Source organism: Streptomyces sp. NH27 (assembly GCF_056859195.1).
This window is the reverse complement of record NZ_JACEGK010001007.1, coordinates 1-941: the sequence shown is the minus strand read 5'-3', so window position 1 is coordinate 941 and position 941 is coordinate 1. Positions and strand designations below refer to the sequence as shown.

Genomic DNA, 941 nt, shown 5'->3' with positions numbered 1-941 from the left:
GGAGGACAGCCCGTGCCCGAGACCGACCTGCCGCTCGACGAACTGCGCCGCTACCTGCCGGACCGCCAGGAGCCGCCGGACTTCGACGCGTTCTGGGCCGCCACGATCGCCGAGGCCCGCACCCACGACCGCCCGGCCGAGTTCACGCCGTACGACGCCCGGCTCAGCGAGGTGCGCGTCTACGACGTGCGGTTCCCCGGATACGGCGGCGACCCGGTGGCCGGCTGGCTGCTGGTGCCCGCCGCCGCCCGGACGCCCCGGCCCTGCGTCGTCGGATACCTCGGCTACGGCGGCGGGCGCGGCTTCCCGTACGAGTGGCTGACCTGGCCCGCCGCCGGCTACGTCCACCTGCTGATGGACACCCGCGGGCAGGGCGGCTCGCTCCAGCCCGGCGCCACCGGCGACCCGCTCGGCAGCGCCGGGTCCTCCTCGCCCGGCATGGTCACCCGCGGCATCCAGCGCCCGGAGGACTACTACTACCGCCGGGTGTTCACCGACGCGGTCCGCGCCGTGGACGCCGCGCGCGCCCACCCGGCGGTCGACCGGGAACGGGTCGTGGTGGCCGGCGGCAGCCAGGGCGGCGGCATCGCGCTGGCCGCCGCCGCACTGGCCGACGGGGTACGGGCCGCCGTCATCGACCAGCCGTCGCTCTGCCACTACCGGCGGGCACTGTCCGTCGTGGAGGGCAACGCCTACCGCGAGATCTGGACCTATCTGCGCACCCATCGCGACCAGGTCGAGCAGGTGTTCGACACCCTGTCCTACTTCGACGGCGTCAACTTCGCCGCCCGCGCCACCGCACCCGCGCTCTTCGCGGTCGGCCTGATGGACGAGATCTGCCCGCCCTCGACGGTCTTCGCCGCCCACAACCACTACGCGGGGCAGAAGGACATCCGTGTCTGGCCCTACAACCGCCATGAAGGCGGTGGGCAGCACCAAGT

General features: G+C 74.1%; 1 protein-coding gene. It reads left to right on the top strand.

All coding sequences use genetic code 11. The features are described from left to right. Positions 1-12 precede the first annotated feature (12 nt). A partial coding sequence (locus AC13HU_RS37700; RefSeq protein WP_483046513.1) for an acetylxylan esterase occupies positions 13-941 on the top strand: 929 nt, incomplete at its 3' end.